23 protein-coding genes and 1 pseudogene are annotated in these 26,779 nt (G+C 73.2%); 9 read left to right on the forward strand and 15 right to left on the reverse strand.

Annotated elements, in window-relative coordinates:
* Positions 1 to 38 precede the first annotated feature (38 nt).
* From H030_RS0100590 to H030_RS0100605, 4 genes are read right to left on the reverse strand one after another with little or no spacing between them, the layout of a single operon-like run.
* Positions 39 to 1,292: an MFS transporter gene (locus H030_RS0100590; protein WP_035125690.1), complete on the reverse strand. Its 1,254-nt coding sequence runs from the start codon at positions 1,290 to 1,292 to the stop codon at positions 39 to 41.
* 16 nt (positions 1,293 to 1,308) lie between these two features.
* Positions 1,309 to 2,880 (reverse strand): SLC13 family permease, encoded by a 1,572-nt coding sequence (locus H030_RS0100595; RefSeq protein ID WP_027004675.1) that lies wholly within the window; start codon positions 2,878 to 2,880, stop codon positions 1,309 to 1,311.
* The gene (locus H030_RS0100600) at positions 2,877 to 4,544 is read right to left on the reverse strand and encodes an AbgT family transporter (protein WP_027004676.1); all 1,668 of its coding nucleotides are present in this window, start codon (positions 4,542 to 4,544) and stop codon (positions 2,877 to 2,879) included. Before H030_RS0100600 ends, H030_RS0100595 begins: the two co-directional genes overlap by 4 nt.
* The gene (locus H030_RS0100605) at positions 4,541 to 5,905 is read right to left on the reverse strand and encodes a M20/M25/M40 family metallo-hydrolase (RefSeq protein WP_419470647.1); all 1,365 of its coding nucleotides are present in this window, start codon (positions 5,903 to 5,905) and stop codon (positions 4,541 to 4,543) included. The genes H030_RS0100600 and H030_RS0100605 overlap by 4 nt, the downstream gene beginning before the upstream one ends.
* 32 nt (positions 5,906 to 5,937) lie before the next feature.
* Here H030_RS0100605 and H030_RS35975 point away from each other — a divergent pair, with 32 nt between their 5' ends.
* Complete coding sequence (locus tag H030_RS35975) at positions 5,938 to 6,885, forward strand: neutral zinc metallopeptidase (protein ID WP_051221375.1); 948 nt, start codon at positions 5,938 to 5,940, stop codon at positions 6,883 to 6,885.
* Here H030_RS35975 and H030_RS0100615 read toward each other — a convergent pair.
* Positions 6,882 to 7,319, reverse strand: a complete 438-nt coding sequence (locus tag H030_RS0100615; protein ID WP_027004678.1) for a MarR family winged helix-turn-helix transcriptional regulator — start codon at positions 7,317 to 7,319, stop codon at positions 6,882 to 6,884. The genes H030_RS35975 and H030_RS0100615 overlap by 4 nt on opposite strands.
* A 39-nt stretch (positions 7,320 to 7,358) precedes the next feature.
* On the opposite strand from H030_RS0100615, the gene H030_RS0100620 reads away from it, so the two are divergent.
* On the forward strand, positions 7,359 to 8,291 hold the full coding sequence (locus H030_RS0100620) for a quinone oxidoreductase family protein (RefSeq protein ID WP_027004679.1): 933 nt from the start codon (positions 7,359 to 7,361) through the stop codon (positions 8,289 to 8,291).
* A gap of 3 nt (positions 8,292 to 8,294) precedes the next feature.
* On the opposite strand, the gene katG is transcribed toward H030_RS0100620, so the two are convergent.
* The 4 genes from katG to H030_RS35980 all read right to left on the reverse strand — a co-directional run bounded on the left by katG (position 8,295) and on the right by H030_RS35980 (position 16,356).
* The gene (katG, locus tag H030_RS0100625; protein WP_027004680.1) at positions 8,295 to 10,469 is read right to left on the reverse strand and encodes a catalase/peroxidase HPI; all 2,175 of its coding nucleotides are present in this window, start codon (positions 10,467 to 10,469) and stop codon (positions 8,295 to 8,297) included.
* Between the two features lie 66 nt (positions 10,470 to 10,535).
* Positions 10,536 to 10,934: a Fur family transcriptional regulator gene (locus H030_RS0100630; RefSeq protein ID WP_035126225.1), complete on the reverse strand. Its 399-nt coding sequence runs from the start codon at positions 10,932 to 10,934 to the stop codon at positions 10,536 to 10,538.
* Between the two features lie 108 nt (positions 10,935 to 11,042).
* Positions 11,043 to 13,268: a hypothetical protein gene (locus H030_RS0100635; RefSeq protein WP_027004682.1), complete on the reverse strand. Its 2,226-nt coding sequence runs from the start codon at positions 13,266 to 13,268 to the stop codon at positions 11,043 to 11,045.
* A gap of 73 nt (positions 13,269 to 13,341) precedes the next feature.
* Positions 13,342 to 16,356, reverse strand: coding sequence for a hypothetical protein (locus H030_RS35980; RefSeq protein WP_027004683.1), 3,015 nt, complete (start codon positions 16,354 to 16,356; stop codon positions 13,342 to 13,344).
* A 161-nt stretch (positions 16,357 to 16,517) separates the two neighbouring features.
* Here H030_RS35980 and H030_RS28220 point away from each other — a divergent pair, with 161 nt between their 5' ends.
* From H030_RS28220 to H030_RS0100670, 6 genes are all read left to right on the forward strand, one after another.
* Complete coding sequence (locus H030_RS28220; protein WP_035125692.1) at positions 16,518 to 17,078, forward strand: TetR/AcrR family transcriptional regulator; 561 nt, start codon at positions 16,518 to 16,520, stop codon at positions 17,076 to 17,078.
* A 103-nt stretch (positions 17,079 to 17,181) separates the two neighbouring features.
* A complete protein-coding gene (locus tag H030_RS0100650; protein ID WP_081690403.1) occupies positions 17,182 to 18,450 on the forward strand; it encodes an MFS transporter in 1,269 nt (422 codons plus the stop codon).
* Complete coding sequence (locus tag H030_RS0100655) at positions 18,386 to 18,751, forward strand: DUF1801 domain-containing protein (RefSeq protein ID WP_027004685.1); 366 nt, start codon at positions 18,386 to 18,388, stop codon at positions 18,749 to 18,751. Before H030_RS0100650 ends, H030_RS0100655 begins: the two co-directional genes overlap by 65 nt.
* A 122-nt stretch (positions 18,752 to 18,873) precedes the next feature.
* On the forward strand, positions 18,874 to 20,709 hold the full coding sequence (locus H030_RS35985; protein ID WP_051221378.1) for a methyl-accepting chemotaxis protein: 1,836 nt from the start codon (positions 18,874 to 18,876) through the stop codon (positions 20,707 to 20,709).
* Positions 20,710 to 20,757: 48 nt separating this feature from the next.
* Positions 20,758 to 21,192, forward strand: coding sequence for a VOC family protein (locus H030_RS0100665; protein ID WP_027004686.1), 435 nt, complete (start codon positions 20,758 to 20,760; stop codon positions 21,190 to 21,192).
* On the forward strand, positions 21,192 to 21,584 hold the full coding sequence (locus tag H030_RS0100670) for a hypothetical protein (protein WP_027004687.1): 393 nt from the start codon (positions 21,192 to 21,194) through the stop codon (positions 21,582 to 21,584). Before H030_RS0100665 ends, H030_RS0100670 begins: the two co-directional genes overlap by 1 nt.
* A gap of 1 nt (position 21,585) precedes the next feature.
* Here the strand turns inward: H030_RS0100670 and H030_RS0100675 are convergent, their stop codons facing one another.
* On the reverse strand, positions 21,586 to 22,161 hold the full coding sequence (locus H030_RS0100675) for a helix-turn-helix domain-containing protein (RefSeq protein ID WP_027004688.1): 576 nt from the start codon (positions 22,159 to 22,161) through the stop codon (positions 21,586 to 21,588).
* Positions 22,162 to 22,197: 36 nt separating this feature from the next.
* On the opposite strand from H030_RS0100675, the gene H030_RS0100680 reads away from it, so the two are divergent.
* On the forward strand, positions 22,198 to 23,034 hold the full coding sequence (locus tag H030_RS0100680; protein ID WP_027004689.1) for a DMT family transporter: 837 nt from the start codon (positions 22,198 to 22,200) through the stop codon (positions 23,032 to 23,034).
* Position 23,035: 1 nt separating this feature from the next.
* Here the strand turns inward: H030_RS0100680 and H030_RS0100685 are convergent, their stop codons facing one another.
* The 5 genes and pseudogenes from H030_RS0100685 to H030_RS0100700 all read right to left on the reverse strand — a co-directional run bounded on the left by H030_RS0100685 (position 23,036) and on the right by H030_RS0100700 (position 26,770).
* Positions 23,036 to 24,250 carry an FAD-dependent oxidoreductase gene (locus H030_RS0100685; protein ID WP_027004690.1) on the reverse strand — a complete coding sequence of 405 codons (1,215 nt, stop codon included), beginning with the start codon at positions 24,248 to 24,250 and terminating at the stop codon, positions 23,036 to 23,038.
* 17 nt (positions 24,251 to 24,267) lie between these two features.
* A pseudogene (locus H030_RS40595) lies at positions 24,268 to 24,453 on the reverse strand (hypothetical protein); the annotation flags it as partial.
* Between the two features lie 10 nt (positions 24,454 to 24,463).
* Positions 24,464 to 25,144: a hypothetical protein gene (locus tag H030_RS0100690; RefSeq protein ID WP_155891753.1), complete on the reverse strand. Its 681-nt coding sequence runs from the start codon at positions 25,142 to 25,144 to the stop codon at positions 24,464 to 24,466.
* Between the two features lie 66 nt (positions 25,145 to 25,210).
* The gene (locus tag H030_RS38730) at positions 25,211 to 25,375 is read right to left on the reverse strand and encodes a hypothetical protein (RefSeq protein WP_231398329.1); all 165 of its coding nucleotides are present in this window, start codon (positions 25,373 to 25,375) and stop codon (positions 25,211 to 25,213) included.
* A 147-nt stretch (positions 25,376 to 25,522) separates the two neighbouring features.
* Positions 25,523 to 26,770, reverse strand: a complete 1,248-nt coding sequence (locus H030_RS0100700; RefSeq protein ID WP_027004692.1) for a hypothetical protein — start codon at positions 26,768 to 26,770, stop codon at positions 25,523 to 25,525.
* Positions 26,771 to 26,779: the final 9 nt, after the last annotated feature.

Here is a 26,779-nt window from a genome sequence, read left to right on the forward strand (position 1 = left end):
GTACGTCCTGAACTTGGGGTGGTGGGACGCTGCGGTACTCAAGCCCCAGCGCCGTCGCCGACTCGTTGCCGAGTGGTGAAGGAGCTGTGGCCTTTCTGGTTCCGCGTGTTTCTGAGCAGGAAGATCGGGGTCGCGAGCATCGCGACGCCGCTGAGGGCGACCGCGGCCCGCAGGCTCGTCACGCTGGCCAGCACGCCCCAGAGCGCGGTCAGCGCGGCGATCGAGGCGCTGGAGGAGACCGACCAGGCCGAGAGCGTCCGGGCGACGCGGTCGTCGGGCGTCAGCTCCAGGCGCCGCGTCGCGTAGACCGGGTTGAAGATCCCGATCGTCGTCACCAGCCCGGTCTGGACGGCGATCACCAGCAGGATCCCGCCGATCCCCGCGGGGATGAACGCCAGCGGGATCGTCCAGCACGCGCGCAGCGAGCCGAAGATCCGCAGGACGCGGTCCTCTCCGAGCCGCGCGACCAGCGGCTTCGACAGCCGCGCGCCGACCAGCCCGCCCACGCACGGCACGCCGAAGGCGAGCGCGTACTGCCAGGGCGCGAAGCCGAGGCGGCCGAGCATCAGGACCGCCATCAGCGGCGCGGTCGCCATGATCAGGCCGCCAACCAAGATGGTGTTGAAGAACAGCGGCCGCAGCGCGGGATCGCCGAGGATGTGGCGCCAGCCGTCGAGCAGGTCGCCGGGGCGCGTGACGCGCGCCTGCGCCGCCGGCGCCGGCCCGCGCGGGACGCGCCGCAGCGCCGCGGCCGAGCCGACGTAGCTGGCGGCGTCGGCGACCATCGTCGCGACCGGTCCCAGGACGCTGATGAGCAGCCCGCCGAGCGGCGGCCCGGCGACGATCGACGTCCACAGCGTCGACTCCAGCCGCGCGTTGGAGCGCAGCAGCTCCTCCCTCGGGACGAGCGCCTTCACGCACGCGCCGCTGGCCGCCTTGAACCCGATGTCGGCCGCGCCGACGACGATCGCGACCGCCACCAGCTGCCCGAACCGCAGCGCGCCGAGCCAGTACGCGACCGGGATCGTGACCAGCGCCGCGCACCGGACGAGGTCCATCGCGACCATGACCCCGCGCTTGCGCCGCCGCTCCACCCACGGGCCGAGCGGCACCGCGGCGACGGCCGCGACGGCGAGCCCGGCGCTGGCCAGCAGCGACACCTTCGCCGGCCCCGCGTGCAGCACGATGATCGCCACGAGCGAGAACGCGTCGAACGCCAGGTAGGTCCCGAACGTGCTGACCGCATACGCGGCCCACAGCCATCCGAATCCTCCCCGCAGCCCGTTGCCCATGAACCGGCGTAGGGAATCAGAAGCTCCAGACGACGGGGACCCAGAAGATCGCTACGAGCAGGAACAACAGGGTGCAGGGCAGGCCGAAGCGCCAGTAGTCGCCGAAGCGGTAGCCGGCGGGGCTCATGATCATGAGGTTGCCGGGCGTGGAGATCGGCGTCAGGAACGACGCGCTGCAGGCCACTGCGAGGCTCATGAGGACGGGGCGCGGCGAGACGTCGAGGGCCTGGGCGGCGGAGACCCCGACGGGGATCAGGATCAGCGCGGTCGCGGTGTTGCTGACGGCGATGCTGAGCGCGACCGCGGCGAGCCCGAGGACGATCAGCAGGACGTGCGGGCCGGCGTTGCCGACGACGTCGAGGACGAGGTCGGCGAGGTCGTCGGCCGCGCCGGTCGTCTGGAGCGCGTGCGACAGCGGGATCAGGCCGGCGATCAGGACCACCGCGGTCCACTCGACCGCCCGGAACGCCTGGTCGACCCCGACGACTTGGAGCAGGACCAGCGCGCCCGCGGCCAGCACGCCCGCGACGGCCGCCGGCATCAGCCCGGCCGCGAGCGCGATCACCATGCAGCCGACCACGACCAGCGTGCGGCGCGCGCCCGGGCCGAGCGGCACGACCTGGCGGCGGACCGCGTCCGGGCGGTCGACCACGAGCACCTCGTCGCCGCCAAGGTGGTGCTCCAGCGCGCCCCACGGTCCCTCGAGCAGCAGCAGGTCACCCTCGCGCAGCGGCCCGTCGCGTGGCCCGAGGTCGGCGCCCGCGCGCCGGACGGCCAGGACGACGAGGTCGCCGCTCGGCGTCGCCATCCCGGGCACGAGGTCGAGCCCGACCAGCGCCGACCGCGGCGGCACGACCACCTCCGTCACGCCCGACGCGCGCGTGAACAGCGCGTCCGGGACCGCGTGGCGGACCAAGGTGTAGTCCTCGACCAGCGTCCGCGCGTGCTCGGACAGGTCCGGCGGCAGCGCGCGCGGCCTGCGCTCCGGCAGCAGCCGCGGGCCGAGCCACATCACCAGCGCCACGACGCCCACCACCAGCGGCACGCCGACCAGCGCGAACGTGAAGAAGCCGAACGCGTCGCCGGTCGTCCGGTCGGCCTCCTCGGCGACCAGCACGTTGACCGGCGAGCCCATCAACACCAACAACGCGCCCGCGTAGGCGCTGTAGGCCATCGGGATCAGCAGCCTCGACGGCGCGCGCCCGGTCCGGACCGCGGCGAGCACGGTCAGCGGCAGCAGCGCGGCGACCGCGCCGTTGGGCGTCAGGACCGCCGACAACCCCGCCGCCAGCAGCAGGAGCAACACCACCAACTTCCCGCCGCCGTCCCCCGCGGCGGCGACCAGCCGCTGCCCGGCCCACGTCGTCACGCCGGTCGCGTCCAGCGCCTCGCTGACGACGAACAGCGACGCGATGAACACCACGGTCGGGTCGCCGAAGCCGGCGAACGCCTCGTCGACGTCGATCACGCCCGCGCCGTACAGCGCCAGCGCCACGCCCAGCGCGACGACCGGCACCGGCAGCCGGTTCCACACGAACAACACCACCGCAGCGCCCAGCACCACGAAGGTGATGGTCGCGTCGCTCACACCGGCCAGCCGGGCCCCAGCGGGATCCCGAGCAGGTACCACGCGACGAAGAACAGCACCCAGAACACCGCGACGACCAAGGCGTAGGGCATCATCAACGCGATCACGGTCCCGAGGCCCGCGCTCCTCTGGTAGCGCGCGGCGAAGACCACCATCAACGGGAAGTAGGGCATCAGCGGCGTGATGACGTTGATCGGCGAGTCGCCGACGCGGTAGGCGGCCAGGACCGTCTGCGGCAAGACGCCGAGGCGCAGCATCAGCGGGACGAAGATCGGCGCGAGGATCGCCCACTTCGCGATCTTCGCGGGCATGATGATGTCCACGACCATCGTCACGACGATGATCCCGAGCAACAACACCACCTTGCCGACGTCCAGGTTCTCGAGGATGTCGCCGAGCGCGATCGCCAGCACCTGCGCGATGTTCGAGAAGTCGAAGTAGGCGATGAACTGGGCGATCAGCAGGAACAGGAACAGCAGCGACGCGAGGCTCGCCCACGACCTGACGATCATCCCGAGCGCGTCCTCGGAGCTCTTGATGACCTTGGTCGCGATCCCGAACGCCAGGCCGGAGGCCAGGAAGCACGCCGAGATGATCACGATCAGCGAGCTCATCAGCGGCGAGTCGCCGATGATGTCGCCGTTGTCGGGGTTGCGCAGCGGCGCGCCGGACGGGAGCGTCAGCGCCGCCACGACGAGGATCACCGCGAGCAGCGCGTAGAGCGCCCAGCGCAGGCCCTTGGCCTCCAGCGCCGGGTCGAGCCCCGCGTCGCCCTCCTCGCGCGCCAGCTCCTCCGGGTCGGCGGTCGACCGGTCCCAGACGCCCAGCCGCGGCTCGACCAGGCGCGTCGTGACCTGCGTGATCACGACGGTCAGGAACAGCGTCGAGACGATCCCGAACCAGAGGTTGGCCACCAGGTCGAGATGCACCGTCGGGTCGACGAGCTGCGCCGCCTCGTTGGTGATGTCGGTCACGACGCCGTCGGCGGGCGTCAGCAGGATGTTGACCGAGAACGCCGCGCTGACCGCGCCGAACGCCGCGGCCACGCCCGCGAGCGGATGTCTCCCCACGCTGATGAACGCCGCCGCCGCGAGCGGCACCAGCACCAGGTACCCCGCGTCGGACGCGACCGACGACACGATCCCGACGAACACGATGATGTAGGTCAACGCCGCCGGTGAGGAGATCGCCACCAACTTGCGGATCAGCGCGCCGACCAGCCCCGAGTGCTCGGCGACCCCGACGCCGATCATCGCCACCAGGATCACGCCGACCGCGGCGAACCCGAGGAAGTTGGACACGAACGTCGTGAAGATGAAGCGGATGCCGTCGCCGGTCAGCAGGCCCTTGGCCTCGACGTGCTCCCGGACGATCCTGTACTCGCCCTGGTTGGCCGAGGAGTCGCGCGGGTCGTAGGAGTCGATCGCCGGCGCCGCGCCGCCCGTGTGCGTCGCGACCTGCGCGGCGGGCGGCTCGGCGACCTGGTGCGTGACGCCGACGTTCGCCCAGTCCAGCACCTGCGAGAGCAGGACCACGAAGACGATCAACCCCACGAACAACAGCGCGGGGTTCGGGACGCGGTTGCCCGCGCGCTCGATCCAGCCGAGCCAACCGGTGTTCCCCTCGGGCGGCTCGGCGGCCGGCTCGGCGGCGGGCTCGCTCACCGGAACGCCTCGGCGTAGCGCCCGAGGAAGTCCGCCTCGGCCGCGGTCGCGCGCTCCAGCTCGTCGAGCAGCACGCGCTCGTTGGGCCCGTGGATGTTCGCGTAGCCGTCGGTGGTGCCGACCAGCAGCGCCTCGGCGTCCGGGAGCGCGGCGGCCAGCGCGGAGACGATCGGGATCGACCCGCCGGACCCGGCGAACACCGCGTCCTGGTCATAGGCCTTGCTCCAGGCGGCGCGCGCCGCGCCGTAGGCCGGGCCGCCGGTCCTCGCCGCGAAGCCGTTGCCGGTCGGGCCGGCCGACACCTCCAGCTCGATCCCGTAGGGGCGCGCGGCGCGCAGGTGGCGGATCACGGCGTCCTGCGCCTCGCCCGCGTCCTGCTCGGGGTGCACGCGGACGTTGAGCAGCGCGCGAGCGTGCGGCGAGACCGCGTTGACCGCGCCGTCGACCGACGGCACGTCGATCCCGACGACCGTGATCGCCGGGCCGGACCAGACCCGCTCGGCCAGCGAGCCGGAGCCCAGCAGCGGCAGGCCGTCGAGGACCGTGCCGAGGTCGCGGAACTGCGCCTCGGCCTGCGCGGGGCCGTCCCACGGCGTGCGCTTGAGCCCGGCGACCGCGACGTCGCCGGCGTCGTCGTGCAGCGACGCGAGCGCGGCGATCAGCGCGAGCAGCGCGTCGGGCGCGGCGCCGCCGTACTGGCCGGAGTGCTTGCCGGACTCCAGCGTCCGGACCTCGACCGCGACGTTGGCCATCCCGCGCAGCGCGGTCGTCAGCGTCGGCGTCCCGGGCGCGATCGACCCCATGTCGCCGATGACCATCGCGTCGGCGCGGAACAGCTCCGGATCGTCGGCCGGGAAGCCGAGCAGCGCGCCGGAGCCGATCTCCTCGTAGCCCTCGATGCAGAGGCGGATCCCGACCGGCGGCCTGCCGTCCCACGCGCGCAGCGCGCCGACGTGCATCATGATGTTGGACTTGGTGTCGGCGGTGCCGCGGCCGTAGAGCGCGCCGTCGCGCTCGGTCGGCTCGAACGGCGGCGAGTCCCAGTCGCCGAGGTCGCCGGCGGCCACGACGTCGTAGTGGCTGTAGAGCAGGACCGTCGGCGCGCCGGGCGGCGCGGGGATCTCGCCGACGAGCACCGGCGCGGTGTCGGGCAGCTCGAGGCGGCCGACGCTGACGCCGGCGTCGGCGAACAGCGCGCTCGTGAGGTCGAACGCCGCGAGCAGGTCCGGGCCGATCTCGCCGGGGACGGAGACCGAGGGGATCCGGACGAGCGCGTCGAGGTCCTCGCGGAGTTGGCTCATCGCCGCTCCAACCTCTCGGCGCGAGGGGTGACGCGAGGTCACCCCGCACGGGTGATTCACGGTCACTCGCCCGCGCGCGAGCGTGACAGGCCATGCGGATCGCAACCGTCCTGCTCCTGCTCGCCGTCGTCGCCGGCGGCGGCGCGGCGGGGTGCGGGTCGGACTCGTCCGGGTCCGGGACGACCGCGACGACGGCGTCGGTGGCTGCCACCACCACGACGAGGGACCGCCCTTCGGCGGCCCCGCGCTCGCCGATCGAGAGCGAGGACGCGCAGAAGATGACGCGCGCGCTCCCGCTCAGCGGCGCTCCGGACCCGGCGTCGACCGACGCCACGAGGGCGGACGCGGCGTTCCTGCGCGCGTCGTTCGACTCCGCCCAGCAGCTCTGGCAGCGCCAGTTCACCGCGGCGGGCGTGCCGTTCCAGCCGGGCCACCTCGTCCTGTTCCACACGCAGGTGCACACGCCGTGCGGCGTGCAGTCGCCGGAGGTCGGGCCGTTCTACTGCCCGGCGTCGGCGACCGTGTACCTCAACACGGACTTCTTCGACGCGCTCGCCGCGCAGCACGGGCTGCAGTCCGGGTGGGCGGCGGGCTACGTGACCGCGCACGAGGTCGGCCACCACATCCAGACGTTGTTGGGGGTGTTGCAGCGCAACGCGGCGCTGGAGCAGACCGACCCGGGAGGCGCGAACGCGCGGTCGGTCCTGGTCGAGCTGCAGGCCGACTGCTACGCGGGCGTGTGGCTGCACGAGCTCAGGGGCGTCGGCGCGCTGAGCGAGAGCGACGTGCAGGACATCGTCAACGCGGCGGCGATCGTCGGCGACGACTTCCAGCGCAACCAGGCGGGCAGGGCGCTGGAGCCGGAGACGTGGACGCACGGGTCCTCGGCCCAGCGCGTGCGCTGGCTGCGGATCGGGATGGACCAGGGCGCGCCGGCGGCGTGCGACACGTTCTCGTCCGACGAGCCGGGCGGCGCGGCGTCCTCGACGCCCGCGGCGACGGGCGCGACGCCGCCGAACACGGAGGGGACGGCGGGTTAGGCGGGCGCGACGACCTCGGCGGCGAGGCGGCGCAGCTCGGCGCGGTCCTGCTCGCCCAGCCCGGCGGCGAGCTGCTCGACCTCCGCGTTGACGCGCCTCTGCGCCCTGCGCCCGACGCGCCGACCCTCGGCGGTGATCCGGACGTGGACGGCACGGCCGTCGTGGGTGGCGTCGACGCGCTCGACGAGGCCGCGCTTGGCGGCGCGGTCGACCAGGCCGGAGACGCTGGACTTCTCCAGGCCGAGCACGCGCGCGAGGTCGAGCATCAGCGGCTGGCGGTCGCGCAGGATCCCGAGCAGGCGCAGCTGGGTGACCGAGAGGTCCTGCTCGGCGGCCGCGGCGGCCAGCGCGGCGTGCACGGTGAACGAGAGCTGGACGAGCGCGTCCACGAGCGTGAGGTCTTCCGGGCGGTCGCCGAGCATCGTGGTTGACATGGTACCTGACACGAACTACATTGGTTCGTTCCACCAACTATGCATGCCGCCGTCGTCACCTCCTTCTCCGCCCCACCCCAGTACGCCTCGTTCGAGGACCCGGTCGTCTCGGGCCCGGACGAACTCGTCGTCGATGTCCTTGCCGCTGGGCTCCACCAGCGCGTGCGCTCGGCCGCCGACGGGACGCACTACGAGAGCGACGGGCAGCTGCCGCTGATCCCGGGGTTCGACGGCGTCGGCCGCGACGCGGACGGCGCGCTGCGCTACTTCATCCTGCCCGACACGCGGCTGGGCTCGATGGCGGAGCGCGTGGCGATCGACGCGCGGCGCAGCGTCGTCCTGCCCGACGACGTCGACCCGGTCGTCCTGGCCGCCGCGATGAACCCGGCGATGTCGGCGTGGCTGGCGCTGCGCCGCCGGATCGACTTCACGCCCGGGAGCAACGTGATGGTGTTGGGCGCGACCGGGAACGCGGGCCGGATGGCGGTGCAGATCGCTCGGCACCTCGGGGCGGCGTCCGTCGTCGGCGCCGCCCGTCCCTCCGCACGCCTGGACGCGCTGCTCGCGCTCGGCGCCGATCGCGTTGTCGCCCTTGACGACGTCGGTCCCGCAGCCGGCGACGTGGACGTCGTCCTCGACTACCTGTGGGGCACCGCGACCGCGGCGGCGCTGCCCGCGGTCCTGACGGCGCGCCCCGATCGCGGCCGCCCGCTGACGTGGATCCAGATCGGCTCGATGGCCGGCCTCGACCTCACGGTCCCGTCCGCCTGGCTGCGCGCGGCGCGCCTGGCCCTCGTCGGGTCCGGCCAGGGCTCGGTCCCCACCCGCGACATCGTCGCGGAGCTGCCGGCGCTGGCCGCGCACCTCACGACCAACGCCTACACCATCGACGCGACCCCGACGCCGCTGGCCGAGGTGGCGACCGCCTGGACGGCGCCACGCTCGACCAACCGCATCGTGTTCACGCCGTAGTGGCTAGTTGAGGTCGAACCGGTCCAGGTTCATGACCTTGGTCCACGCGGCGACGAAGTCGGCAACGAACTTCTCGCCCGCGTCGGCCGACGCGTAGACCTCGGCCAGCGCCCGCAGCTCGGAGTTCGAGCCGAAGACGAGGTCGGCGCGGGTGCCCTTCCACTTGACCGTGCCGTTGGCGCGGGCGGTGCCCTCGAACTGCGTCTGGTCCTCGTCGGTCGACTTCCAGGCGATGTCGTTGTCCAACAGGTTGACGAAGAAGTCGTTCGACAACGTGCCGGGGCGGTCGGTCAGGACGCCGTGCGTCGAGCCGCCCGCGTTGGCGCCGAGGACGCGCAGGCCGCCGACCAGGACGGTCATCTCCGGCGCGCTCAGCGTCAGCAGGTTCGCCTTGTCCACCAGGTTGAACTCGGCGGGCAGGCGGCTGACGCCGGGCTCCTCGTAGTTGCGGAACCCGTCGATGCGCGGCTCCAGCGGCGCGAACGACTCGACGTCGGTCTGCTCCTGCAGCGCGTCCGGGCGGCCGGGCGTGAACGGCACGGTGACCGTGATCCCGGCGTCCTGCGCGGCCGACTCGATCGCCGTGGCGCCGCCGAGGACGATCAGATCGGCGAGGGAGACCGGCTTGTTGTAGGTATTCCTGATCTCCTCCAACTTGCCCAGGACCGTCTTGAGCTCGGCCGGGTCGTTGACCTTCCAGTCGCGCTGGGGCTCCAGGGCGATGCGGGCACCGGAGGCGCCGCCGCGCTTGTCGCTGCCACGGAACGTCGAGGCGCTCGCCCAGGCGGCCTTGACCAGCTCGGCCGTCGTCAGGCCCGAGTCGAGGATCTGCTGCTTGAGCGTGGCGATGTCATCGCCATCGATCAGCGGGCCGTTGACGGCGGGCAGCGGGTCCTGCCAGATCAGCGTCTCGTCCGGGACCTCGGGGCCGAGGTAGCGGGCGAGCGGGCCCATGTCGCGGTGGGTCAGCTTGAACCACGCGCGGGCGAAGGCGTCGGCGAGCTGGTCCGGGTTCTCGAGGAAGTTGCGCGAGATCGGCTCGTAGATCGGGTCGAAGCGCAGCGCGAGGTCGGTGGTCAGCATCGTCGGGCGGCGCGCGGGCGAGTCGGCCGTCGGGCCCGGGATGATCGCCTCGGAGTCCTTGGCGACCCACTGGTGCGCGCCGGCCGGGGACTTCTCCAGCTCCCACTCGTTGTTGAACAGCAGCTCGAAGAAGCCGTTGCCCCACTGGGTCGGGGTGGTGGTCCAGGTGACCTCCAGGCCCGAGGTGATCGCGTCGGCGCCCGCGCCCGAGTTGTAGGAGTTGCTCCAGCCGAGGCCCTGCTCGGCGAGGCCCGCACCCTCCGGCTCGGCGCCGACGTGCTTGAGCGGGTCGGCCGCGCCATGGGTCTTGCCGAAGGTGTGGCCGCCGGCGATCAGCGCGACGGTCTCCTCGTCGTTCATGGCCATGCGGCCGAACGTCTCACGGATGTCGATCGCCGACTTCAGCGGGTCCGGGTTGCCGTTCGGGCCCTCCGGGTTGACGTAGATGAGGCCCATCTGGACGGCGCCGAGCGGCTGCTCGAGCTCGCGGTCGCCGGTGTAGCGGGTGTCGCCGAGCCACTCGGTCTCGGGGCCCCAGTAGACGTCCTCGTCGGGTTCCCAGACGTCCTCGCGGCCGCCGGCGTAGCCGAAGGTCTCGAAGCCCATCGACTCCAGCGCGACGTTGCCGGAGAGGATCAGGAGGTCGGCCCAGGACAGCGACTGGCCGTACTTCTGCTTGACCGGCCAGAGCAGGCGGCGGGCCTTGTCGAGGTTGGCGTTGTCGGGCCAGGAGTTGAGCGGGGCGAAGCGCTGCTGGCCGGCGCCGGCGCCGCCGCGGCCGTCGGAGATCCGGTAGGTGCCGGCGGAGTGCCAGGCCATGCGGATGATCAGCGGGCCGTAGTGGCCGAAGTCGGCGGGCCACCAGTCCTGGGAGGTGGTGAGGACGCCCTCGATGTCCTGCTTGACCGCGTTGAGATCGAGCGCGTTGAACGCCGCTGCGTAGTCGAAGGACGCGTCGAGCGGGTTGGCGACCTGCGGGTTCTTGGCGAGGATCTTGAGGTTCAGGCGGTCGGGCCACCAGCCGCGGTTGCCGCCGCCCTGGGTCGGTTCAGGCGCGCGGTGAACGGGACAGCCGGCCTGGCCCTCCTCGTTCATCTCGCCGACGACGGCGTCGGCGTGCTGGTGCTCGTGGGGGTTGTGCTCAGACAAGGGAGGGCCCTTTCAGGAGATGGACTGGCAAGAGGGGCAGAGACCGAGGTACACGACCTCGGCCTCGTCGATGGTGAAGCCGTGGTCGTCGTGGGCGGTCAGGCAGGGCGCGGCGCCGACGGCGCAGTCGACGTCCTCGATCGCGCCGCAGGAGCGGCAGACCAGGTGATGGTGGTTGTCGCCGACGCGCGATTCGTACCGCGCCACCGAGCCCGGCGGCTGGATCCGGCGGATCAGCCCGGTGTTGGAGAGCGCGCCCAGGACGTCGTAGACCGCCTGCTGGCTGACCTCGCCGAGCTGCCGGCGGGTCAGGTCGACGATCGAGTGCGTATCCGCATGCGGATGCTCATGCACGACCCCGAGCACAGCAACGCGCGGCCGCGTGACCCGAAGGTCCACACCCCGCAACATCGCCTCGAGCTCACCGACCGCCGGCACGGCACGGGAGTCTGTCAGATGTTCTGGAACGATTCCAGAGAACCTGTCAGCGCACCGCCCGTTCGGAGGTCGCGCGCCCGGTCAGCGCGCGACGAGCGTCGCGCGCTGGCCCGCGCCGTGGCAGTCGACGGCGTTCCTGGCGCCGATCTTGGCCCAGACCGTCGTCTGGCCGCTGTAGACGCCGCCGATCTCGGGGATGTCGTGCGAGAACGGGAACACGCGGACCTCGACGTAGCCGTGGCGGGCGATCGTCCCGCGCGCCACGCGCTGGTTGATCAGCGCCGTGACGTGGTGCCTGGCGGCGACGTCGAACACGCGGTCTGCCTGCTCCCTGGTCACCACCGAGTCCGGGTTGTTGTAGGGGAACCAGTTCCTGACGCCCGCGGCGTGCGCGACGCGGTCGGGCACGTCGGTGAAGATCAGCGCGGCGGTCCCGGGCGCCAGGCAGTGGCGCGCCGCGGCGATCGCGTCCGGCTCGCCGTAGTACGGGAAGACGTCCGCCGTCCGGGCGATGCGCGCCGGCTGGTGCACGGTGTAGTCGAGGTGGCGCAGGCCGTCGACGCCGAGCACCACGGTCCCCGCGAGCGCCACCGCGGCCAGCGGCCGGATCGCGCGGGCGCTGACGCCGCCGGCGGCGAGGCGGCAGCCGGCCTCCCAGCACAGCGCCGACAGCGCGATGCCCCACGGCAGGAACGTCGCCGGGACCGTGTCCGGCAGCGTGCGGCCGACGTAGTACTCGAACGCGCCGAAGCCGAAGACGCCCGCGTAGACCAGGAGCGCGGCGCTGCGGCGGCCGTGGACGCCGGGCCGGACGTGCCCGAAGGCGACGATCCCGATGCCGGCCGTCGTCGCCGCGACGAACGTCGCGAAGATCACCGTGTGGAGGTCGAGCAGGTGGTTCAGCGGCTCCATGAAGTAGCCGGCGGCGCCGAACTGGCGCGAGAAGTAGAAGAGCTGGCCCGGGTCCGGCAGGCTGCCGGACCTGACGAGCGTCAGCAGCGCGAACGCGGCGAGGACGGCGACGCCGCCGGCGAGCAGCTCGCCCGCGAGCACCGCGGTCCGGCGCAGCGGCGCGCGCGGGTCGTCGTTGAGCAGCGCGACCGCGAGCACCGCCCCGGCGACCGCGAACAGGCCGAACTCGACGTTGAGCAGGAACGTCGCCGTCGCCGCGGCGCCGAACGCGACCGTCTGCCCGCGGGTGCGCCTGGCGGCGCCGACGAGCATCACGGTGGCGAGGGCCAGCGCGAGCGGGCCGAGCTCGCGGATCGGCAGCAGGGCGAAGTACCCGGCGAGCGTGTGGACGTTCCAGCCGGCCACGACCTGGCCGGTGATGAAGCCGATCCCGATCGGCACCAGGAACAGCAGCAACCCGCGCGCCGCAGTCCCGGTCACGGCGCGGAACGTGAGGTACAGGCACGTGAGCGCGACCAAGCCCAGCAGGGCCATGCTCAGCGTGAACACCGCCAGCGTCGGGGCGAAGACGAGGTAGACCGGCGCCAGCAGCCACGACAGCAGCGCGGTGTACTGGGGCGTGAAATCGACCAGCGGCGTGTGGCCGTAGTAGACCGCCGTCGCCTCCTCGTAGGTGTACTGGACGTGCGAGCCGGTGTTGCCGGCGCTCAAGATGATGTTGCCGTCGGAGTAGATGCCCACCGACAGGACGGCGGCCGCCAGGACGAGCGCCACCGCGAGCCCGGCGAGCTCACCGGCGCGGCGGCGCGACAGGCGGTCGACGGCCAGCGCCAGCCAGCGCGCGCGCCCGGCGAAGAGCGTCGCGACCCCGAAGGCCAGCACGGCGGCCGTCACGATCGCCAGCACCGGGCCCATCGAGAGGAAGCGGTCGAACGTGCCGTGGCCCCTGGCCAGCGACACCGTCCCGACGACCACGACCGCGACGAACCCGGCGGCCGGGGCGTAGCACGTGATCGCGTCGAGGCTCCGGCGCCGCGCGACGAGCAACGCGCAGGGAACGACCGCCATCGCGGCGAGGAGCGCGAGCAGGTAGCGCTGCTGCTCCAGCGGCTCCGGCCTCAGGTTGACGGCGTCGAACGGGAAGAAGTAGGGGCCGAAGGTGAGGCCGGTCCTGGGCCTGATGTCGAGCGCCGGCAGCAGCCAGGCGCCCACGACCCAGACGGCGACGGCCAGGACGAGGAGCGCGGCCCAGGTCGCGTTCCACGCGGGCGCGTCGACGACGAACGCGTCGCGGATCCTGCCCGGGAGGGTCGCGGCGCGCGCCCTGCTCGAGGCGGGTGGAGGCCTTGCCGCCGCGACGGGCGGGCGGTACCGGCTGGACGTCTTCGGGCTCACAACTGGTGAGCGTAGATCTGCGATCGGGGTCAGGAATAGGCCGGACCCCTGCCAGTTGGGTTCGAAGGCCTGTTCAGCGCGTGCGGCTGTAGCGGACGCTCGTGGTCACGGAGTTCGCGGGCTGGAGGGTTGGGTTGCCCGTGAAGTGGGCGGTGAGCTTGGGGGTGGGTGAGGCCTTGGGCTTCTTGGTGGTGATGGTGGCCTTGAAGGTGCAGGTCCTCGTGAGGTGCGCCGTGGTGTGGCCGAGGGTGCGGGTGGATTGCCTGAGGGTGAGGGTGATCGTTCCGGTGCAGGCCCTCTTGGAGGTCCCGGGCGCGAGCTTGAGCGTGCCGGTGATCGTGAGGCGCGTCGTGCTCTTGCGCGTGACCTTCACGGAGAGCGAGCGGGGCTTGGCGCGCCTGTCGGTGGGCGGCGCGGTGGCGTGGACGGGCGGCGGGGTCGTCTGCCCGGGCGCGGGCGGGGGTGACGTCTGCGTCGTCGTAGTCGTAGTCGTCGTGGTGATCGTCGTCGTCGTCGTCGGCGTCGTGTCGGTCGGCGGGTCGTCGCCGTCGTCGCCGTCGGGCGGCGAAGCCCTGGTGTCGCCGAGGCGGACGACGACCGTGCCGTCGGCCGGCGTGTCCATCGTCAGCACCGGCGCGTTGGAGCCGACGCCGAGCGGGACCGGGAACGACGACACCGGGCCGTCGGTCAGGTCCTCGGCCAGCGCGGTCCCGGCGGCGATGCCGTCGGTCGACCACAGCTCCATGCCGTGCTCGGCGTCGGCGGCCGCGAAGTACGCGACGTCGCCGTCGACCGCGATCGGCGCGCCCGTCGGCGGCGCGAACGGCACCGTGGACGAGAGCGCCACCGGCACGCCGCCGGCCGCCGTGTCGTACCCGTACAACGTGGTCCCCGCCGCGAACAGCAGGTGCGTCCCGGCCGCCGTCAGCGTCCCGGGGTAGTGGATCGTCCCGTCAACCTCCCTCGTCCCGGCGGCGGTCCCGTCGGTCGTCCAGACCGTGGGCCCGTCGTCGGTCGCGGCGGCCGAGAAGTACAACCTGCCGCCCGCCGCCGTGAAGCCGCCCGGCATGCTCGCGCCGCCGTCGGTCCGGATGTCCTTGACCAGCCCGGTGCCGACGTCGGTGCCGTCCGACGCCCACAGCTCCTGGTCGTACTGCCTGCCGACGGCGTCGGCCGAGTAGTACACCTTGCCCCCGAAGGCGTACATGCCGGCCGGCGACACGCCGCCGGTGCCGGCCACGCTGTCCTGCACCATCGCGGTCCCCGCGGCGGTCCCGTCCGACGCCCACAGCTCCTGGCCGTGCCTTCCGTCGGTCGCCGAGAACACCACCTTGCTCCCCAGCGCCGCCAGCGAGCCCGGCGACGACGCCGTCCTGCCCGGGTTGATGTCCTTGACGATCGCCGTCCCGGCGGCGGTGCCGTCGGTCTTCCACAGCTCGGCCCCGGTCGTCGCGCCGGCGTCGCCGACGAAGTACACGTACCTGCCCGCCGCCACCACGCTGCCGACGCCGCCCTGCACCAGCAGCCCCGGCACGCTGGTGACCTCGTGGGTCCCGGCCGCGGTCCCGTCGGTCGACCAGAGCTGGGTGCCGCCCAGGTCGGCGTCGAAGGCCACGAAGTACACCTTCCTCCTGAACACGGTCATGCCGCTCGGGCCCAACGCACCCGGGATCGCCCGCGTCCCGCCGGACGTGCCGTCGGTGACGTAGAGCTGCAGGTCGCCGCCGGGCCTCAAGGCCACGAAGAACTGCTGGTCGCCGAGCCGCACCGACGGCGTCGGGTTCGCCAGCCCCTGCAGCCGGACGTCGTCGAGCGTCGTGCCCGCGGCGGTCCCGTCGCTGATCCACGGCTCCTTGCCGTGCACGCCGTCGTCGGCCGTGAGCACGACGCGCCCGCCGCCGACCGCGGCCAGCGCGTCGCCGAACCCATCGCCGGCGCCCGGCATGATGTCCTTGACGAGCGCGGTCCCCGCGGCCGTCCCGTCGGTCCTCCACAGCTCGTACCCGTCGGCGTCCTCGCGCGCGCCGAAGAACAGCGCGGACCCGGAAGCCGTCAGCTGCTGGGGCGCGACCACCGGGTGGCCGCCCGCGTCGTGGACCACGGCGGTCCCGCCGGACGTCCCGTCGGACCGCCACAGCGCCGTCCCGTTGCCGTCGTCGGCGCTGAAGTACAGCGTCCCGCCGAGCGCGGTCAGCCACGTCGGCCCCGAGCTCCCCGTCGTGTTGATGTCCTTGACCTCAGCGGTCCCGCCGGTCGTGCCGTCGGACCTCCACAGCTCCACGTCCTGACCGCTGCCGCTGGCGTCGGCGGCGAAGAACAGCGCGTGGCCCACGACCGTCAAGTTGGTGGGATTGCCGCTGTCATCGCCGGAGGCGACGTTCTTCAACAGCACGGTCCCGCCCACGGTGCCATCGCTCCGGTACAGCTCGTGCCCGCCGCTCGCGCCCGTCGCCGCGAAGTACAGCCTGCCGTCGAGCTCGGTGAACCCCTCCGCCCCGTCGAGGCCGGTCGTCACGACGTGCGTCCCGCCCGTGGTGCCGTCGCTCACCCACGGCGCGCCATCGCCGTTGAACGCGACGCCGCCCGCGAACGGCGCCAGGTTCGAGACCGCGCCGAGCGCCGAGGTCAGCGGCCTGGTCCCGCTCGAGGTGCCGTCGCTGACGTACAGGTCGGCGCCCAGCACGAAGTACAGCTTCCCGCCCGAGGCCACCAGTCCCGCCGGGCTCGCGTCAGTGCCGAGGTCCCGGACCATCGTGGTCCCGGCCGCCGTCCCGTCCGAGCTCCAGAGCTGCGGGCCGTGTGTCCCGTCGTCGGCCGTGAAGTACAGCGTGCCGCCGACCGCGGTCAAGTTCGCCGGGTTGGCGTCCGCCATCCCCGGGTTGATGTCCTTGACCAGCGTGGACGTCCCGCTCCCGTCGCCGTGGTACAGCTCGGCGCCGCGCGCGCCGTCGTTGGCCACGAAGAAGTACCCGCTGCCGACCGCCACCGCCGTGCTGGGCGACGACGTGTCGTTCATCGGGCTGATCGCCGCCAGCCGCGTGACGGCCGGGGCGGCCGCGCCGGCCGGAACGACCCCGGAGGCGAGCAAAGTCGACGCGAGCGCGGCGGCGAGCAGCGCGCCGCGCCGTGAGAGACGAACGGAGATGACCAGAACCCTTCGTAGTCGAAAGCGGTGGAAGATCTAACCACTTCCGACACGCGCGTGTCTACAGTTCGTTCGTAGGGGGCGCGTTATCGTGCGGCTCGCCCATGCCTGCCGCTCGGACGCCCAAGGGACGTGCACCGCACCGCCGCAACGAGGAGGCGCGGCTGGCGGTCCTGCATGCCGCCGACGACCTGCTCGTCGAGCGTGGGTTCGGCGGCGTCTCGGTCGAGGGGATCGCCGCGCGGGCGGGCGTCGCGAAGCAGACGATCTACCGCTGGTGGCCGTCGAAGGTCGACATCCTGCTCGACACGCTGATCCAGGACGCCGACCGCAAGCTCGTCGTGCCGGACACCGGGACGAGCGTCGAGCGCGTGACGAGGTACCTGCGCGACCTCGTGAAGTTCCTGACCAGGGACGACGCCGGCAAGGTGCTGCTCGCGCTGATCGGCGAGGCCCAGCACGACGCCGAGACCGCGAAGGTCTTCCACGAGCGCTACCTGACCCCGCGGCGCAGGCAGGAGCGCACGATGCTCGCGGGCCACGCGAAGACCGACGCCGACGCTGCGCTCGACGCGCTGGTCGGCCCGGTCGTCTACCGCGCGCTGACCGGCGCGCCGATCCCGCCGAAGTTCGTCGCCGGCCTCGTCGCCGCGACGCTCGGCTAGGCGAGACGCACCGTTGCGCCTGGGCGGCGCGGCGTGCTACCGTCGCTCGCAACACGAGACGCACCGTTGCGTCTCACCACACGACGAAGGAACCGCCTTCCCCATGGCAACACCCACACCCCTCTCCTCCTCCCCCTCCGCCCGCCGTGCCGTCCGCGGTCTCGTCGCCGCCTTCGGCGTCAGCAGCGTCGGCTTCGGCGCGATGGCGCCGTTCCTGGTCCTCTGGGGCCACGACCGCGCGGGCCTCGCCGGCTCCGCCGCCGGCCTGCTGTTCGTCGCCCAGGCCGCCGGTGAGATCACCGGCGGCCTCAGCGGCGGCGTGCTCGCCGACCGCCTCGGCGGCCGCCAGGTGCTGCTCGTCTCGACGCTCGGGATGACGCTCGGCTACGGCTCGCTCGCGCTCGTCCACAGCGCGGTCCTGGCGATCGCCATCATCTTCGCCGCCGGCCTGTTCGAGGCCGCCTTCCACCCGACCGCGCTCGCGCTCGTCGGCGACCTCACGCCCTCCGGCGACCGCACGCACACCTACGGGATCATGCGCGCCGCCTCGAACCTCGGGACGATCCTCGGCCCGCTGGCGGGCGCGCTGGTCGTCGCGCACGCCTCGACGTCCGATGTCTTCCTCGTCACCGCCGCGCTGCTCGCCGCCGCCGGCGTCGTGATCGTCGCCACGCTGCCGCGCCGCTCCGCGCAGGTCGACCTCCACGAGGAGGCCGAAGAGCTCCAGGCCGCCGTGCCCGGCCTGAAGGCGATCGCCCACGACCGCCGCCTCGGCCTGCTCGTCGCCGGCGGCGGCCTGCTGGCGATCACGCTCGGCTGGTGGGAGGCCGACGGCCTCGCGATCCTGCGCGACCAGCGCGCGTTCAGCACCACCGACTTCTCGGTGATGCTCGCTATCTCCGCGGCGATCACCGTGGTCTTCCAGATCCCCGTGACCAGGTACACCAAGAACCGCCCGGTCGGGACGCTGCTGGCGATCGGCGCGACGCTCCAGGCGCTCGGGCTCGCGCTGCTGGCGACCGCCGCGTCCGGCCTCGCGTTCGTCGGCGTCGCGGTCGTCCTGGTCGCCTTCGGCCAGATGCTCTACGGGCCGAACCTCAACGCGCTGGTCAGCGAGATCGCGCCGCGCGGCCGGGGCGCGACCTACCAGGCCGCGATCTCCACGACCGCCGACATCGGGATGGCCGGCGGCCCCGCGTCCGGGCTCGCGCTCAGCGCCGGGATCGGCGCGCGCGCCATGTGGCTGCTGGCGTTGCCGCTCGGGCTCGTCGCCGCCGCGGCGGCCAACCGCGCGGCATACTCAGCACATGAGCGAGGAGGCCGCCAAGAGAATCGACGAGCGCATCGCGGAGCTGGGCGACTGGCGGGGTGACCTGCTGGCCCGGATCCGGGGGCTCGTGAAGGACGCCGACCCGGAGGTCGAGGAGGAGTGGAAGTGGCGCGGGGTGCCGACCTGGTACCACGACGGCATGCTCTGCACCGGCGAGACCTACAAGAAGGTCGTCAAGGTCACGTTCGCCAAGGGCGCGAGCCTGGACGACCCGACCAACATGTTCAACTCGAGCCTCGACGGCAACGTGCGCCGTGCGATCGACTGGAGCGAGGGCGACGCGCTCGACGAGGACGCCTTCAAGGACCTGGTCCGCGCGGCGATCGCGCTGAACCAGCAGTAGGAGCGGCGCTCGCGCCGGCAACGCGTACGTGTTGCTCGGCGGACCGGGTCCCGCGATCGGGGGAGATCAGACGCTGACACCGCGGCTCAGCCGATCGGCGGGGCCGCCGACCCCAGGGCTCCATGCCCTCTCGCCTCCTCCCCACCAAGCTGCCGCTGCGCGTCAAGCTGCTCGCGGCGTTCGGCGTCATCGTGGTCCTGTCGCTGGCCTCCGGCCTCGTGGCGATCAACCGGATGTCGCACATCCAGAGCAACGTCAAGGCCATCAACGGCAAGGTCGTCAAGTCGGTGTCGACGATCGGCGACGTCTCGCGCCAGATCGAGATGTTCCGCAAGAACCAGCTGGCGCGCACGTTCGCGCCGCACCGTTCCGACCGCCTGTTCCTCGACGGCCAGCTCACGACGCTGCGCAAGAGCATCGACACGAAGCTCGCCTACTACAAGGCGAACCTCGCGACGAACCCGCGCGACGCCAGGGACGTCAACACCATCATCAAGGCGTGGGACGCCTATGAGCAGACGACGGCGCCGCTGATCGTCAAGGGCGAGCCGATCACGGCCAGGGAGGCCGCCGCGATCAACGCCGCGTACCCGTACTTCGACACGATCGAGAGCGCAACGACCGACTGGGTCGCCGTCAACACCAGGATCGGCGACGCGCAGTACGCCTCCGCGGTGTCGGCCTACCACTCGGCGCGCACGATCGCGATCGTCGCGCTGATCCTCACGGTCCTGGCCGCGGGCATCATGGCGTTCGTGATCTCCGGCGCGATCCAGCGCTCGGTCCGCGCGGTCCTGGACCGCCTGTCGCGCGTCCGCGACGAGTCGGTCGGCGGCCTGCGCACCGGCATCGCCGCGCTGGCCGAGGGCGACCTGACCGTCGTCGTCCGCGCCGACGTCGAGCCGATCGAGAAGATCTCGCGCGACGAGGTCGGCGAGATCGCCGTCGCCGTCAACGACATCACCGCCGCCAGCGCCGCGATGATCGACGCCTACAACACGACGCGCGCCTCGCTCGCCGAGCTGATCGGCGACGTCGCGGCCGGCGCGGGCGACGTCTCCCGCGCCTCGCAGCAGATGTCCGCCGTGACGCAGGAGACGGGCCGCGCGGTCGAGGAGATCGCCAACGCGGTCACCGAGGTCGCCAACGGCGCCGAGCGCCAGGTCCGCGCGATCGGCGACGCCCGCCGCCGCACCGACGACATGAGCGCGGCCTCCCGCGACGGCGCCGACCGCGCCGCCGCGACCGCCGACGCCGCCGAGCGCGCGCTGACGCTGGCCGCGCAGGGCGGCTCAGCAGTCGACGAGGCCACGGCCGCGATGCGCGGGATGCGCGCGTCGAGCGACCGCGTCAGCGAGACGATCCAGCACCTCGGCGCGAAGTCCGAGCAGATCGGCGGGATCGTCGACGCGATCACCACGATCAGCGAGCAGACCAACCTGTTGGCCTTGAACGCCGCCATCGAGGCCGCGCGCGCCGGCGACCAGGGCCGCGGGTTCGCGGTCGTCGCCGACGAGGTCCGCAAGCTCGCCGAGGAGTCCCAGCAGGCCGCCGCGTCGATCTCGTCGCTGATCGGCGAGATCCAGGACGAGACGGGCCGCGCGGTCGAGGCCGTCGAGCTCGGGTCGCGCCAGGCCGGCGAGTCGACCGTCGTCGTCGAGCGCGCCCGCGAGGCGTTCGCCGAGATCGGCGACGCGGTCCGCGAGATGGCCGATCGCGTCGGCGAGATCCGCGACATGGTCGGCGGCTTCGCCACGACCGCGCAGGACGTCGAGGTGACGATGTCGGAGATCGCGTCGGTCGCCGAGTCGTCCTCGGCCGGGGCCGAGCAGGTCAGCGCGTCGACCGAGGAGACCTCGGCGTCGGCGCAGGAGATCGGCGCCACCGCCGAGGGCTTGGCGCAGACCGCGGGCCGCCTGGAGCAGCTGATCGCGCGCTTCGAGCTGGAGAGGCGCTAGGCGCGCACAGGCGCGAGCGCGGGTCCCCGTGCGCCGTAGGATCGGCGCATGGGGATCCAACGCATGGACCACGCCGGGCTGACGGTCACCGACATGGACGCCGCGGTGGCGTTCTTCACCGCGCTCGGCATGGAGAACGCGGGCGGGACGTCGGTCGCGGGCGAGGACGTCGACCGGATCGTCGGGCTCGACGGCGTCCGCAGCGACGTCGTGATGCTGCAGACGCCCGACGGGCACAACCGGATCGAGTTGTCGTCCTTCAGCGCGCCGCCCGCCGAGCCGGGCCCGGGGCGCGCGCTGATCAACGTGGTGGGGTTGCGCCACGTCTGCTTCCAGGTCGACGACATGGACGCGACGATCGCGATCGCGCGCGAGCACGGCGCCGAGCTGGTCCGGGAGGTCGTCACGTGGGGCAGCGCGTTCAAGCTCTGCTACCTCTGGGGTCCCGAGGGGATCATCGTCGAGCTGGCGGAGAAGCTGTGATGCCCGCCGACGCCGAGCTCCGCGCCCGGATCCAGGAGCACTGGGACGCGTCCGAGCGCAACGACTTCGCGGCCGAGCACGCGATCTACGCCGACGCCGCGATCCTCGACTACCCGCAGTCCGGCGAGCGCTTCCGCGGCCGCGCCGCGATCCAGGGCCAGCGCGGCGGCCACGCGGCCGAGCGGCACTTCACGGTCCGGCGGATCAGCGGCGGCGGCGCGCTGTGGGTGAGCGAGTGCGTCATCACCTACGACGGCGCGCCGACGCACTCGGTCAGCATCATGGAGCTGGACCCCGACACAGGGGAAGTCGTACACGAGACCCAGTACTTCGCAGATCCGTTCCCACCGGCGCCGGATCGCGCCGCGCTCGCGGAGGCGATCCCGGAGTAGCTCAGCCGCGGTGGTCGGGCGGCAGGTGCACGGTCATCAGCAGCTCGCAGGGACCGCGGCCCGCGCCCTCGTAGGCGTGCTCGACGTCGGCGGCGAAGACGGCGGTCTCGCCGGTGCGCAGCGTGCGGGTGACGTCGCCGACGTCGAGCCGGAGCTGGCCGCGGGTGACCGTGATCGTCTCGGTGATCCCGGGGACGTGCGGCTGCTCGCCGTGGCGCTCGCCGGGATGCAGGACCCAGCGCCAGACCTCGACCGGCGCCGGGCTGCGGTTGGTCAGCAGCAGCCGCGCGGTGCCGCCGTCCGGGCCGGTCCACAGCGGCGCGACGTCGGCCTGGTCGACGACGACCACCGGGTCGTCGGCCCGGCGGTCCTCGACCAGCGCGGACATCGAGAGGCCGAGCGCGTCGGCGAGCGCGACCAGCGTCGCGAGGTTCGGGTTCCCGCGCGCGGCCTCGACGGCGATCAGCGCGCCCTTGCTGACCTGCGCGCGGGCGGCGAGCGCGTCCAGCGACAACCCTGCCGCGGCGCGGGCGGCGCGGACGTTCGCGGCGATGACCTCTCGTGCGGCACCGTTCATCGTGGTGCAACCGATTGTACCCTACAGTCGATTCGAATGACCGCCCTGCTGCTCGCCCTCGCCAGCTCGATCGCCTACGGCGCCGCCGACTTCCTCGGCGGCTTCGCGGCGCGCGGCGCGCACGTCCTGCGGGTGGTGATGGTCGCCGCGCCGGTGAGCCTCGCGGTCGAGCTGCTGCTGTGGCCGGTCATCGGCGCGTCGTTCGACGGCGGCGCGGTCGCCTGGGGCGCCGCGTCGGGCGTGGCCTCGGCCGCCGCGTTCGCGTTGTTGTACAAGACGCTGGCGATCGGGCCGATGAGCGTCCTGTCGCCGGTCACCGCGCTCGTGTCGGCGGCGCTGCCGGTCGCCGTGGGGTTGGCGAGTGGTGACAGCCTCAGCGCGCTCGCGGTCGCCGGGATCGTCCTGGCGCTGGTCGCCGTCGTGGTCGTCAGCGGCGGCGACGCCGGCGGCGTGCGCCCGAGCCGCGAGGCGCTCGTGCTCGCCTTCGGCGCGGGCGCGGCGATCGCGCTGCAGCTGATCTGCCTCGACCAGGCGCCGCACGGCTCCGGCGTCGCGCCGCTGATCGTCGGCCGCACGGTGTCGTCGCTGATCGTGCTGACCGCCGCCTTCGCGCTCGGCGCCGCGCGCCTCGGCGCAACCCGCCCGGACACCCGCACCGCCGCGGGCGCGGGCGCGCTGGACTCGCTGGCGAACTTCTCGTTCCTGATCGCCGCGCGCCACGGCGACCTCTCGATCGTCGCCGTGATCACCGCGCTCTACCCGGCGGCCACCGTCCTGCTCGCGCGCGTCCTGCTCGGCGAGCGGATCGGCCGCGTCCAGCTCGCGGGCCTCGGCGTCGCCGCGGTCGCGGTCAGCCTGCTCGCGCTCGGCTGAGCTACAGGTCGTAGGAGAGCTGCGCGAGCCCCTTGGCGCGCGCCCGCGCCTGCAGCGCGGCGAGGTTCCTGCTCGCCGGCGCGAGCTGCTCGGCGACCTTCATCGCCGAGTACAGCGCGGTCTCCTGGAGGTCGGCGCCGGTCGTGTACGTGCCGCTGAACCAGAGCCCGCCGCGGCCCTGATGGGCGCGCAGGGCGCGCGCGGCGGCGATCATGCGGGGGTCGATCAGCGGGTGCTGAAAGCGCCGTTCCAAGATGATGTGCTTGGGGTCGGCACGGCGGCGCTGGGCCCAGGACTTGAAGAGGTCGATCGGCGCGCCGCCCGGCAGCGGGTCGTGGAGGGCGCCGATCCAGGCGCTGCCCTCGCACTCGCGCCCGTCGGCGCCGGCGTTGTAGGCGGTCCAGTCGGTCCGGTTCCTGTACATGTAGACCGGGTCGCCGTGGACCAGCAGGCGCGAGTCGAAGTACGTGTACCTGCCCAGCAGCGCGGTGACGGCCGCGAACGCGGGCAGCGGGCGCAGCAGCGTGCGGCCGATGCGCGGCGGCGCGTTCATGATGATGTGCTTGAACGGGCCGGAGCGGCCGGCGGGCGTCCGGACCATCCACCCCGCCTTGGTGCGCGTGAGCGCGCGGACCGGCGCGTTGCGGTGCACGCGCGCCGCGGGCACGCGGTCGAGCATGTGCTGGAGGTTGCCCTGGAGGCCGATCTTCGAGTTGTAGGTCTTGGCGCCGGCGGCGGGGTCGGCCGGGAACGCGAGCGCGAACGTCTGCAGGATCGAGCGTGCGGAGACGCGCTGCGCGTCGGCGTGCGAGCAGCCGATCGTCGCGGTGATCCACGGGGTCAGGATGTCGTCCTTGAACGCCTGGTCCAGCGCCAGCCCGGCGATCCACTGCGCGACGGTCGTCTCCCACGCCAGCCCACCGGTGACGGCCTGGCGCGCGAGCTGCGTGAAGGTCGCGAACTGGAGCGCCGACGGCAGCGTGTCGAGCGGGTGGGTGGAGGTGAACCGCGGCGCGCCGCCGCCCGCGATCGGGAACACGCAGAGGCTGCCGGTCGCCGCGTGCGTCTGCCGGTCCAGCCCGAGCTGCTCGAGGAGCGTGACGTAGAGCGGGTGCGTGTCGGGGTGGAAGAACTGCGCGCCGAGGTCGACGGTGACGTCGTGGCCCTCGTAGGCGACCCGCCGCGAGTCGCAGTGCCCGCCGATCCGCGAGCGCACTCGAAGACCTCCACGTCGCAGCTCCCGGCGAGGAAGTACGCGGCGGCGATGCCCCCGGCGCCCGCGCCGACGATCGCGACCCGCTCCCTGCGCCGCCCGGCGGCGGCCGCGGCCACGGCCGGCACGGCGCCGCCCACCACGCCGGCACCGACGGCGGCGACGCCGCCCTTCAGGACTTCCCGGCGCGTCGACCGCCTCGTCACGGGGGCGAGCCTACTCGTCGTAGCCGCAGCCGAGCCGGTTGAAGTTCCCGCCGAAGATCTTCCTCTGCGACGCGGTGCCCCCGAGCAGCGTGACGTGCATGTGCTGGTACGTGCGCTTGCTGCCGCACACCTTGCGCGACGTCAGCGTGACCCGGACCTTGACCTGGAACTTCTCGTAGGCGTCCTGGTAGTCCATCGTCCCGCGCCCGACCGCGGTCGCGGTGTTCCAGCCGGTCCACCTCATCCCGATGAACCCGCTGTGCGCGCCGTTCGGGAGCGTCTTCGGCTTGTACACCAACCTGCCATCGCGCGCGACGTAGACCTTCCTGCTCGGCGCGCTGCAGATCTTGAAGTCGATCGCGACCGCCTGCGGCAGCTCCCTCGGGCAGCCCTCCTGGCCCGAGTTCTCGTAGACGGACTTCCAGACGCCGCCCGCGTTGTGGAACACCGCGGCGCCGTCGGCGTCCGTGCAGTCCGGGTTCTGCGCGCTGTACAGCTCGGCGTAGGACTCGTCCTTGGTCGAGATCCGGACCGTGACGCACTGCACGTCGGAGTGCGCCGCGGCGGCGACCGCGGCCGCCTCCTGGTCGGTCGCGGCGCGGCTGGCGAGCGCCGAGGTGGCGACGAGCCCGAGGACGACGAGCGCCCCCAGCGCGAGGAGCAGGGCGAGCGGTCGTCTGCGGCGGGTCATGGTGCGGCGGTCCTTGGGGTCGTGGGGCGCTTCGAAGCGATGAGGCGCGCGGATCATAGTGCCGCGCTAGGCGGCCCGGAGGCCGGGAGCGACCGCGGTGTCCGCGGCCAGCACCTGCGTCAGCGCGGCGACCGCGGCGGGCGTGAACTGCGCGCCCTCGAGGTCGTGACACTCGGCCAGCGCGTCGGCGGGCGTGCGCGCGGGCGAGTAGGGCCGCGCGCTGATCATCACGTCGTAGGCGTCCGCTTCTCCGGCCGTGTCAAAGGCAGGAAGCTTGCGGCCGGGACCTACCGCATGGTGTTGGTCGCCGTGGCGGCCACCGGCCAGAAGAGCACCGCCAAGACGCTGAGCTTCACGATCGTCAGGTAGCGCGCCGGGCTAGTCGGCGCTGGGCCGGAACACCGGAGCGACGATCCGGCGGATCGCGCCACCGGCCGGTCCACCGAGGTCGCCGAACGGGCTGCACCGGGCGTTGGCCAGCTCGTAGACGGCGTCGTCGGTCGCCGCGAGGTCGCAGGCGTTGACGTCGTCGGGCGCGATCGGGTCGGCGGTCGTCGGCGTGGTCCCGGGCACGGGCGCGTGGCGGACGTCGCGCGGGAGGGCGACGAGCTCCAGGGAGTCGATGCCCTCGTCCTCGTCGGTCTCCTCCCAGTACATCGCCGCGTCGGTGATCGCCGGGCCGAGCTCGTAGCCGGTCGAGCCGTCGCTGTAGCGGTACGGCGTCTGCACCGCGCGCCAGCGGGCGCGCGATCCGGCGGCCGTGTCGAGCGCGGCGACGGTCGTGCCCTCCAGCCCGGCGGCGGCGGCCTCCCCGGTGGCGGCCCTGCCGTCGATCCAGGCGAACACGTAGCGGCCGTGCAGCTCGGCGCGCGCGAACCCCGTGCAGCGGGTGTAGAGCGTGCCGCCGAACCGGATCGCGGGAAGCGCGCGGCGGCGCGTGCCGTCGAGGCGCTCGAGCGCGAGCCGCGGCGCGCAGCCGCCCGGCCCGCCGGCCGTCCCGCGGCGCGCACCGGCGACCACCTGCCGCCCCTCGTCGACCCGCCCGGCGGCGGCCGCGGCGGCGGTGGGACCGGCCGTGCGGTGTGCGATCCGGAGTGGGTTGGCCGCGAGCGTGACCAGCTGCGCCGTGCACCGGCGCGCCCTGCGGTCGGCGCACGCCTCGACGGCGAGATGCGGCTCGGCGTCGCCACCCGGCCCGCGCAGCATCCGCAGCCGCCGCACCCAGCGCCTGCCGAGATCGAGCCTGACCGGCGTCCCGCCGCGCTCGTCGGCCACGACGACGAGCGACCGCTCGGGAAGTCGCACCGGTGTGTCGGTGTCCACGACGTCGTCATCGTCGTCCGGCAGCCGATCGGCCGGCGTCCGGACGCTCCACGCCACGAGCCGCCCACCCGCCGCGATCCGCTCGACCTGCCCCCGCGGATCCCGGAGGAACACGCCCCGCCGCGTCCCGGCGTGCGGGTCGGGCGCCCTGAGCAGGACGTGCTCGGTCGCCGGCCCGTGCTGGACCCGCTGCGCCTGGACGGCCGTCGCCGTCGCCCCGCCACCACCACTGCCGCCGCCGCACCCGACGCCCGCCACGCAGGCACCGGCGACCAGCACCGCCAGGACGACGACCCGGAACATACGCAGAGG

This window comes from Conexibacter woesei Iso977N (assembly GCF_000424625.1).
Lineage (GTDB): Bacteria > Actinomycetota > Thermoleophilia > Solirubrobacterales > Solirubrobacteraceae > Baekduia > Baekduia woesei_A.

What these genes read in the sequence shown, in the direction of transcription:
- H030_RS28220 (WP_035125692.1), top strand. Translation starts at nt 16,518, where the DNA reads ATGCCTGCCGCTCGGACGCCCAAGGGACGTGCACCGCACCGCCGCAAC.
- H030_RS0100665 (WP_027004686.1), top strand. Translation starts at nt 20,758, where the DNA reads ATGGGGATCCAACGCATGGACCACGCCGGGCTGACGGTCACCGACATG.
- H030_RS0100615 (WP_027004678.1), bottom strand. Translation starts at nt 7,319, where the DNA reads ATGTCAACCACGATGCTCGGCGACCGCCCGGAAGACCTCACGCTCGTG.
- H030_RS0100700 (WP_027004692.1), bottom strand. Translation starts at nt 26,770, where the DNA reads ATGTTCCGGGTCGTCGTCCTGGCGGTGCTGGTCGCCGGTGCCTGCGTG.
- H030_RS0100670 (WP_027004687.1), top strand. Translation starts at nt 21,192, where the DNA reads ATGCCCGCCGACGCCGAGCTCCGCGCCCGGATCCAGGAGCACTGGGAC.
- H030_RS0100590 (WP_035125690.1), bottom strand. Translation starts at nt 1,292, where the DNA reads ATGGGCAACGGGCTGCGGGGAGGATTCGGATGGCTGTGGGCCGCGTAT.
- H030_RS0100690 (WP_155891753.1), bottom strand. Translation starts at nt 25,144, where the DNA reads ATGACCCGCCGCAGACGACCGCTCGCCCTGCTCCTCGCGCTGGGGGCG.
- H030_RS0100675 (WP_027004688.1), bottom strand. Translation starts at nt 22,161, where the DNA reads ATGAACGGTGCCGCACGAGAGGTCATCGCCGCGAACGTCCGCGCCGCC.
- katG (WP_027004680.1), bottom strand. Translation starts at nt 10,469, where the DNA reads ATGAACGAGGAGGGCCAGGCCGGCTGTCCCGTTCACCGCGCGCCTGAA.
- H030_RS35975 (WP_051221375.1), top strand. Translation starts at nt 5,938, where the DNA reads ATGCGGATCGCAACCGTCCTGCTCCTGCTCGCCGTCGTCGCCGGCGGC.
- H030_RS0100650 (WP_081690403.1), top strand. Translation starts at nt 17,182, where the DNA reads ATGGCAACACCCACACCCCTCTCCTCCTCCCCCTCCGCCCGCCGTGCC.
- H030_RS0100680 (WP_027004689.1), top strand. Translation starts at nt 22,198, where the DNA reads ATGACCGCCCTGCTGCTCGCCCTCGCCAGCTCGATCGCCTACGGCGCC.
- H030_RS0100630 (WP_035126225.1), bottom strand. Translation starts at nt 10,934, where the DNA reads ATGTTGCGGGGTGTGGACCTTCGGGTCACGCGGCCGCGCGTTGCTGTG.
- H030_RS35985 (WP_051221378.1), top strand. Translation starts at nt 18,874, where the DNA reads ATGCCCTCTCGCCTCCTCCCCACCAAGCTGCCGCTGCGCGTCAAGCTG.
- H030_RS0100655 (WP_027004685.1), top strand. Translation starts at nt 18,386, where the DNA reads ATGAGCGAGGAGGCCGCCAAGAGAATCGACGAGCGCATCGCGGAGCTG.
- H030_RS0100620 (WP_027004679.1), top strand. Translation starts at nt 7,359, where the DNA reads ATGCATGCCGCCGTCGTCACCTCCTTCTCCGCCCCACCCCAGTACGCC.